Below are 9215 nucleotides of genomic sequence, written 5' to 3' on the forward strand. Positions count from 1 at the left end.
ATTAGATTTAACTAAAAAAATTAAAAAAACAAGAAATATATAACACAGTTATAAAAAATTAAAAATAAAAAAATTAGTTTTGGCGGATGCCCTTGTTATAATAAAAAAATTATAAATTAAAATGATTAAAGGTGATTAAATGAAAATAAAAAAGACATTTATTATTACGCTGCTCTTACTAGGTCTATTAATGATAGGTGCTGTTTGTGCAGCAGATAATGATACAGTAGTAAGTAGTGATGTAAATGACGATACAAGTGCTGTTTTAGCACAGGATGATGAAAAAGCAGTTAAAAGCAGTAATGATGAAACTATTCTCAAGGAAGATTATAGTGAAACCTCCTTCAAGGCATTGAATAAAACAATTAACGAAGCAACTGATTTGGAAATAGTATTGGATAATGATTATACTTATGATGGAAGTTCAGATTCCGAATTAAAAGATGGAATTATTATTAATAAATCAATAACTATTGATGGTAAAGGAAAAACAATTAGTGGAAATGGTCAGGCAAGAATATTTAATATTGTCTCAGGAGCAGTTGTGATTATAAAAAATTTAAACTTAATAAACGCTAACGCAAATATGGGTGGAGCAATATATGTTGATTCTGGTAATCTGACAATAACCTACTCCAACTTAACACACAACAAAGCAAGTGAAAATGGAGCAGCAATATACATCACCAAAGAAGGAACAGTAATAATTGACAATGCAATATTCACAAATAATGATGCGGCAAAGCGTGGAGGTGGAATATACAACACCAATGGTCAATTAACAGTCAACAATTCACTATTTGAAAACAACACTGCATACTATGACGGTGGAGCAATCATAAGTTACAATAAAAAATTTACAATAACCAAATCCACCTTTAAAGGCAATAAGGCCAGAGATTTGGGAGGAGCAGTATGTAACAAGTATGGTATTATGTTCATTACCGAATGTGTATTTGAAAACAACGAAATAGGTGATCGTGGAGGAGCATTATACACTAATACGGTCTCTGATAGTATCAGTGAGCAGGACAAATATCAGCATATAAGTTATTCAAACTTTACAAACAATATTGCAAAGGGAACATATGTTAGTGGTGGAGCAATATACTTTACAGGATATTTGAATGCTACCGGAAACATATTTACCAATAACCATGGAGATACACAAGAAACAATTGATTTAGGAGGTTTTTGGACAGGAACATATGTAAACAACACTTATATATCAACAGACCTTCGCATTACCGGATTAACATTACTCATCAAAGATGGCAGAAACACATTCAATGCCACTGAGGATATAATATTAAGCTATGATATCGCACTCAAAAATCCTCAATATTATAAGGACATTAAAACAGGACTAAGAGGCATAACATTCTACATTGATGGTGAAAACAGAACAACCAACTATGAAGATATAACCTTAAGCAATTTAAAACCTGGACCTCACACAGCATACTTTACTGTTTTAGACCAGAAGTCAGACAATATTACATTTTATGTAATCGGTGAATCACAAATAAGCACACCTGAGGCAAGTTATGAATATGCTGAAGGAACAAATACTAAAATACCATTAGCAATCATAGATAAGAGTGACCTAACCGGAACAATAAACGTAACCGTGAAAGATCAAGACAGCTACAAGTTATTGTCCGTTTATTACAATGTGAGAAACGGATATAAAATATCAACAGCATCACTGGTTGATGCACTGGAAAGCATGTATGGTGCTCTTAATTCATCATATACCATTAACATAACTTATTTTGCTGAATACGCATATCCTTCTTCAACCGAATTCACATTAAACATAAAAGATGAAAAAAGCACCAATATAATATACAATATTATTAACAATACAGAAGGAAATCTGCAAATAAACATCACAGTTCTAAATGCATTAACAGAGACACCAATACCTAATGCAAATATACAAATAACTGGAGACATCACTAAAAACACTATCAGTGGAATAATTACAGATGATACATTAACCGCTGGAGAATATACAATAACAGTAAAATTCCCTGAAACAGAAAACTATGACGCATCACAAATAACAATAAACTTTAACGTAGAGTTAGACAAAGATAAGAAAATAGCAGAATTGGAAGAAGAACTTAAAACAAAAATTGAAAACCTAACTAATCAAATAAAAGAATTACAAAACAACCTCACAAATAATCAGACAGCATTGCAGGATGCACAAAATCATATTGAAGAACTAAAAAGTAACTTAACAAGTAATCAAACAGCACTAAAAGAAGCACAAGACCAAATTGAAAGCTTAAATTCTACAATAAAAGAATTACTATCCAATTTGGAAAACAATAAGACTGCTCTACAAGATGCACAAAATCATATTGAAGAACTGAAAAATAACTTAACAAGTAATCAAACAGCACTAAAAGAAGCACAAGACCAAATTGAAAGCCTAAATGCTACAATAAAAGAATTACAAAACAACCTAACAAGTAATCAAACAGCACTAAAAGAAGCACAAGACCAAATAGAAAACTTAAACGCATCAATAAAAGAATTACAAAACAACCTAACAAGTAATCAAACAGCACTAAAAGAAGCACAAGACCAAATACAAAAACTACAAAACGACCTTAAAAACAATCAAACAGCATTACAAAATGCACAAGATAGAATAAAAACACTAGAAGGAGCCTTAGAAAATGACCCAACAGCACTAAAAGAAGCACAAGATCAAATAGAAAGCCTAAATTCTACAATAAAAGGATTACAAAACAACCTAACAAACAACCAAACAGCACTAAAAGAAGCACAAGACCTAATACAAACATTACAAAAGAACTTGAAAAGCAATCAAACTGCACTACAACAAGCACAAAGTCAAATAACACTTTTAACTGAACAAATAAATAATTTAAAAAATCAACAAAACAAGGTTTCACCTAAAGTGACAAAAATAATTGCAAGTAAAAAAACCTTTAAATCCAAAGTTAAAGTTAAAAAATATACTATAACACTTAAAACTGGTAATAAGGCTGTGTCTAAAGTCAAAGTATATATTACAATCAAAGGTAAAAAATACAAGAAAACAATTAAAACAACTACTAATGCTAAAGGACAAGCAATCTTTAAAATCAAAAAATTAACCAAAAAAGGCAAATACACAGCAAAAATCATATTTAAAGGAGATAAAAACTATAAAGCAATTAAAAAAACAGTTAAAATAACCATTAAATAAGAGAAAATAATATTTTATTAATTTTCTCATTTTTTTTTATTTTTTTTGTAAATTTTCACGTTTTATTTTAGTATACTTTTTTGATTGAATTGAGTTAAAAAAAGAATAATGGGTTTTAATAGTTGATTAATCTAAAAAAGAAAAAATATAGCTTAATAATTAAGCTATATCTGAATATAATAATCCAATAGCTCTTTGGGTAAAGAATGCTAAGTATGGAGTTATTATAATTGAAAGAATTGATAAGATTGGTACATAGCTATAAATAGCTGATAAAATCATTTCAATAACTGCAACAATTATGATAACCAATAAGATTAATATAATTACTTTGCCAATACCAATTCTTCTAATGTCTTTTGCTGATTCAAAAATATTTAAAGCCTCGGTCAAACTGCCAGTATTTGCTAATCTTGCTCCAGCCATAGTCTGAAGGAATGAAAAGATTACAAATAAAACTATAGCAACAGTAGCAGTTATAGCTAAAGATACGGCCAAATTGGCTATTGCTTGAGTCATTGCTTCAGATATATAAACAGTAGAAGCACCCATATAAACATTTAGAGCTTGTGTAATAATTTCCTGAGCGACGACTATAGCATTGCCAAAGATATTTGTAAGGTATCCTACAACTACAACAATAAAAGCAGGAATTATATAGTAGACGATTGAAACAATAAAATAATTAAAACCATTATTGAAATTATCCCACCATTCAAATTCGGGAACATCGTCATCAAGTTCAATTCCGGATTTAATAACACTAATTAAATAACCTGACAGTACCCATCCTATTAACATTGAAACTATAACTGCAATTCCTCCCCACATGAAACATTCGGGAGTAATAATTCCTAACACGTATACTATTGTTCCAATAACGGAAAATGCTCCTGCTATTATTGACAATAGTTCAAAAATTAATAAAAGTTTCATGTTTTTTGATGGGAATACAAAAGAATCCTTAATTATATCCATTATATCCATATTTATCACCATTTAACTTATTTATTATTAATCTCAAAAGAGATATTAATATCTTATTTAAAAAGTAATATTTATATTTGTTTAAAATTTTAGAGAACGTATGTTCTTTTTTTTAAATTTTAGAACAATAATACTATTAAATCAATTAAATATTTGTTCTAGAAAAAAGATAATAACTTTAATTAAAAGAATGATGTGTTATTTATGGACAATAAAAAAATCATTATAATTGGAATAATACTGCTTATCATAGTGGCAGGAGTTATTTTTGTAATGTTAACCTCAGTTAATTATGAAAGAATTGACATAACTCCCAACGGAACAACCATAGAAGTTCCAGCCAATCAAACAGAATACGCAGGTAATGTTGAGGGAGCCAAAATATGGAATTGGAACGATGGAATATTGGTGACCTACAATAATCATGAGGACCCAAATTTCCTCCAAGTAACCGAATTAGGTTTCAATGCCCTTGAGGAAATAATAAAAAATGGAGAAAAACAGGATATTGATGGTGTTACATGTTATGTGATAAATGCCGATGAACTATTGGAAATCCACATTTTTGATATCATTAAAGTGAATTATAACGGTAAATTTTATTGCATTCCTTTATCAAATGAAACCACTCATGACAATATTTTAATCTGCTGCAAAGACAAGGACATTGCAGTTCACATGGCCAAATCAGTAGAGTACAAAAATGTTTATCCTGAAAATACTGATTTGGAAAACACTCTTTCAACTATAGAAAATATGACTGGGGATTTGCAGTCAAAAGCAAATGACTATGCAAATGGCAGCAATATTAAATCTACTGTGGAAGAAAAAACCGGTGTTAACTTGGATGATGCTAAAAATACGATAGAGCAATACACTGGAAAATTACCAATTTAATATTTAACAAGTGATTATTATGGAAATTACTAAACAAAAACTAACTCCCAAAAGAAGTTTTAAAAGAAGTTTAATTGTATTTATTGGAAATGTCTTGGGAATATATCTTGTAAGCTTTTTAGGATTGGGAGTCACAGTTGATCAATTTGATGACATATTATTTTTAGTGTTATTCATTAGTTTAATTAATGCAGTGCTCTGGCCTATTCTAACAAGAATAGCAATGCCTTTTTTAGTTTTAACCTTCGGTTTTGGATCATTGATATTAAACGGATTATTGCTTCAGTTTTTTGCACCTATATTTGATATACAAATTAGTGATGTAGCATTGATTCTTGCTCCATTGGCTATGGCTGCTGTTACAACAATATTATCCTCATTAATAACAATTGAAGATGACAGTTCATATTATAGGTCTGTTTTAAGGGATGCTCAAAAGAAAAGAAAAAACGAAATTAAAGATTATCCTGGAGTAATAATCGTTGAAATTGATGGGCTTGCCTATAATGTGTTATGTGAGGCGGTTGAAAAAGGATATATGCCTAACATTAAAGAAATGATTGAAAGTGATGATTACAATCTTAGAATGTGGGAAACTGACCTCTCATCCCAAACAGGAGCAAGCCAAGCCGGAATACTTCATGGAAATAATGAGGGCATTGTTGCATTCAGGTGGATAGAAAAAGCTAATGGTAATCAGATGATGCAATGTTCCGGAATCAGTAAAGTGCCTGAATTGGAAAAAAGAATTTCCAATGGGAACGGGTTGCTTGCTGATAATGGAGCAAGCAGATCAAATCTATTTTCAGGAGATACTGATAATGTAATATTCACATTCAGTAAGATAATGGAATTTAAAAAATTATACAATAAGGCATGGTACTCAGTATTCTCCAATCCAAGCTATTTTGCACGTATAATTGCTTTGTTTTTAGCAGATATTATTCGTGAAATCTACTCACAAATCATGCATTCTGTAAAAAATATTAGACCAAGGATAAAGCGGGGAATAGTCTACATTCCAACAAGGGCAGCTACAAATGTATTCATGAGGGAAATCAACACTTCAACATTGATTGGAGACATGATGATTGGAGATGTTGATGTTGCATACTCAACATACTTGGGTTATGATGAAATAGCACATCACTCTGGAGTCAGAGATAATGATGCATGGTTCGCCTTAAGGGAAATGGACAAGCAAATCAAGCATTTAACCGATGCAAACAAATATTGTCCTCGGGACTACCAGTTTGTCATTCAATCAGACCACGGACAAACAAACGGTGCCACATTCACCCAAAGATATGGTGAGACATTTGAGGATTTTGTCAAATCTTTACTTCCTGAAGACATGACAATATTTGCAAAAATGAGTTCAGATGAAGACCACTTTGCAGGATCCTCTCCATTTTCAAGAGACAAGAAAAAAATTAAAAACGAGGAAAAGGAACAACAGGAGTTAACAGACTCTGAAGTCATAGTATTAGCTTCAGGAAATCTTGCAATGATTTATCTAACACAATGGAGTCAAAGACTAACCTATGAGGAACTTAACAGCTATTTCCCAGAATTGATACCTGGTTTGATAAATAATGAATATATAGGTTTTATTTTAGTTAAATCTCAGGAACACGGTGATTTGGCTATTGGCAGAAATGGAACTTATTTCCTGGACAGTGGTGAAATTGAAGGTGAAAACCCTCTTGAAGGATTTGGAGAAAATATCGTAAGACACTTGAAAAGAACCAGTTCATTTGAACATACACCAGACATCCTGGTTAACAGTTTTTATGATAAGCAAGCTGATGAAGTATGTGCTTTTGAGGAACTTGTTGGAAGTCATGGGGGAGCTGGTGGAGACCAGTCTAAACCATTTATTTTATACCCTTCAAGCTGGAAGGTTAGTGATGATGACATCATTGGTGCAGAAAATATTTATAAACTGTTAAAAGAGAATTTAGCTGAATTGAAAAAATAAGATATTGGATTTGATATAATCCATTATCTTATTCCTGATTATTTTTAATTAAAGATTCCAATTCATCCAAACGTTTGTTTAATTCGTCTTCACGTTTTTTATGATATTTCAGTAAAATTGCGGCCGTTAATGTGGCAGTACCTACGCCGGATATTATGTATCCTCCCCAAACTAAAACCAGTGAAGTCAATTTACCAATGCCTGAATTTCCAAGTATTGCATAACCGTTACTTGTAAATGCATTTGAAACCATGACCAATGAATTTAAAGGATCAACACCTTCTACGATTGATGTTATGATGAAACTAACAAAAATCAAAGTGAATAATAGTAATATAGTAATTCCAAGACCGTTTGTTTGAGTATAGTCCTTAAATCTATCGTAACAAAATTTCATAAAGTACATATAAACGAGAATATGCATTATATAAATTGGCCATATTGCAAGAGCTTCATTGAAAACAAGGATTGCAATAGCCTCATATGGTATTAACAGGAAAAATAATATTTTATTGCTCCATGAACTGTAATCTAAAACTAAAGCAACATATAATGATACAATCACTTGCAAAATAGCAATACCTACGAAATCATTTCCTTTAACTACCACTATGTATAAGATAAAAATAAAGAAAATTAACATCAGTATCAGGTAAAAAAACTGAGTTATTGTTTGAAATTCTTCTTCAGGAAAATATTCAAGTGGATCTAAAGCCTTATTTTCACTGTCTTCTAATTTATTGAAAATAAATTTCCCTGCTATAAATAATGCGCCAAATATTAAAATTGAAAGTAATAATTTAAAAATAATAATAAAAATCTCCATAATCATTATTTGTCAATTCGTATATTTAATTTTTAAGGGAATATTAGTTAAATTAAGAGAACATACGTTCTGTATTAAAAATATATTTGATTTATGCAGGGGGATAGTTTTATAAATTCTAAAAATCATATCTTTTAAGTGATGTGTTGTTTCTAGGAGTATAATGTAGGAAACATTCATTTTTAAACAAGATTTATTTTTGAATTTCAAATAAGATATTTCTGGAAATGACAAAACAATAATTTAAGAGGTTAAAAAAATGTTTACGAATATGGTACTGAATATTATAACAATATTAATAATTGTTTTTATAGTTTATGCAGTGTTAAAAGGCTTAAAAACTTTATTAAAAATAGGAATAATTATATTTGTTATTTCAATTCTATTAGGATTATTAGGATTTTAAATTAGGATATTGAAGATAGATAAACATAAAATTTAATTTTTTTGTGAATCCCTTTTTAGGGAAATGCATATTAATAATAAAATTAAATGAATATGGGAGGTAAATTATGAACAAAAAAATATGTGCATTATTGGCATTGTTTGTTGTTATAGTAAGTATAAGCGCGGTATCTGCTTTTGATTTAGGAGATATTTTCGGCAGTGCTGACGAAACTGTAACAATAGAAGGAATAGATTTTAATATTCCTGCAGGTTATAAAGAAGATTCTAAAAGTACTTTCAATATGATTGAGGAGTATATCGATGAAGGATATGACTTTGATGGAAAAGTCTATGCTAAAGATAACACTCAAGTGGGAATATATGTATATAATTACAGTTCTTTAGATGCAGATGATATTTTAGGCGATTTTTCTAATGAAACTACTATTAATGATGTGGGCGGTTTCATGGAATTTGATGATGATAATTATGTTTTCGTTTATTCAAAAGATAAATGCATAGTTATGATTGCATCAAATGATAAAAATGTCATCGGTGACTTTATAATAGCCTGATTGAGCTATTTTAAAGCTTTTAATTATATTGATGAGATGACCTATTTACAAAATTAGGTTCCATCTCTCAACCTAAATATTATAGGTCTTTTTAGCAATCTTTTTATTTTTTAAATTCATAAATTAAGACATGAAAGGGATTTTTGAATTTATCGAAAAATATTTTTTCATAGTGATACTGGTAGCAGTAGTTATTTCTCTAGTTTATCCGAATTCATTTAAATGGGTTTTAAGTGAATATGGTGGTATAAACATTATCAATTTACTTTTAAGCATAGTTCTTTTCACAATGGGGACCACATTAAAAGTTGATGATTTCATTAATGTGTTCAG

Annotated in this window: 6 protein-coding genes and 1 pseudogene; 5 read left to right on the forward strand and 2 right to left on the reverse strand. The window is 30.1% G+C overall.

Features of this window, described 5'->3' with window-relative positions; translation table 11 throughout:
* The first annotated feature begins 139 nt into the window (after positions 1 to 139).
* The gene (locus tag IJ258_RS11440) at positions 140 to 3229 is read left to right on the forward strand and encodes a hypothetical protein (protein WP_292807002.1); all 3090 of its coding nucleotides are present in this window, start codon (positions 140 to 142) and stop codon (positions 3227 to 3229) included.
* A gap of 159 nt (positions 3230 to 3388) precedes the next feature.
* On the opposite strand, the gene IJ258_RS11445 is transcribed toward IJ258_RS11440, so the two are convergent.
* On the reverse strand, positions 3389 to 4216 hold the full coding sequence (locus IJ258_RS11445) for a DUF4013 domain-containing protein (RefSeq protein WP_292807004.1): 828 nt from the start codon (positions 4214 to 4216) through the stop codon (positions 3389 to 3391).
* A gap of 204 nt (positions 4217 to 4420) precedes the next feature.
* Here IJ258_RS11445 and IJ258_RS11450 point away from each other — a divergent pair, with 204 nt between their 5' ends.
* Entirely contained in the window at positions 4421 to 5113 is a 693-nt protein-coding gene (locus IJ258_RS11450; RefSeq protein ID WP_292807006.1) for a hypothetical protein, read from the forward strand.
* Between the two features lie 19 nt (positions 5114 to 5132).
* Complete coding sequence (locus IJ258_RS11455) at positions 5133 to 7094, forward strand: phage holin family protein (protein WP_292807008.1); 1962 nt, start codon at positions 5133 to 5135, stop codon at positions 7092 to 7094.
* A gap of 28 nt (positions 7095 to 7122) precedes the next feature.
* Here the strand turns inward: IJ258_RS11455 and IJ258_RS11460 are convergent, their stop codons facing one another.
* Positions 7123 to 7704, reverse strand: a complete 582-nt coding sequence (locus IJ258_RS11460; protein WP_292807010.1) for a hypothetical protein — start codon at positions 7702 to 7704, stop codon at positions 7123 to 7125.
* Between the two features lie 728 nt (positions 7705 to 8432).
* Between IJ258_RS11460 and IJ258_RS11465 the strand changes: the two genes are divergently transcribed.
* Together IJ258_RS11465 and IJ258_RS11470 are read left to right on the forward strand one after the other, a co-directional pair.
* Positions 8433 to 8882, forward strand: coding sequence for a hypothetical protein (locus tag IJ258_RS11465; RefSeq protein ID WP_292807012.1), 450 nt, complete (start codon positions 8433 to 8435; stop codon positions 8880 to 8882).
* 130 nt (positions 8883 to 9012) lie between these two features.
* Positions 9013 to 9215, forward strand: a pseudogene (locus tag IJ258_RS11470) (bile acid:sodium symporter family protein); the annotation flags it as partial.

The sequence above is a fragment of the Methanobrevibacter sp. genome, assembly GCF_017468685.1.
In the GTDB taxonomy this organism is placed as follows: domain Archaea; phylum Methanobacteriota; class Methanobacteria; order Methanobacteriales; family Methanobacteriaceae; genus Methanocatella.

Excerpts from the sequence above, each read along its gene's own strand:
- IJ258_RS11455 (WP_292807008.1), top strand. The coding sequence starts at position 5,133 with ATGGAAATTACTAAACAAAAACTAACTCCCAAAAGAAGTTTTAAAAGA.
- IJ258_RS11445 (WP_292807004.1), bottom strand. The coding sequence starts at position 4,216 with ATGGATATAATGGATATAATTAAGGATTCTTTTGTATTCCCATCAAAA.
- IJ258_RS11465 (WP_292807012.1), top strand. The coding sequence starts at position 8,433 with ATGAACAAAAAAATATGTGCATTATTGGCATTGTTTGTTGTTATAGTA.
- IJ258_RS11450 (WP_292807006.1), top strand. The coding sequence starts at position 4,421 with ATGGACAATAAAAAAATCATTATAATTGGAATAATACTGCTTATCATA.
- IJ258_RS11440 (WP_292807002.1), top strand. The coding sequence starts at position 140 with ATGAAAATAAAAAAGACATTTATTATTACGCTGCTCTTACTAGGTCTA.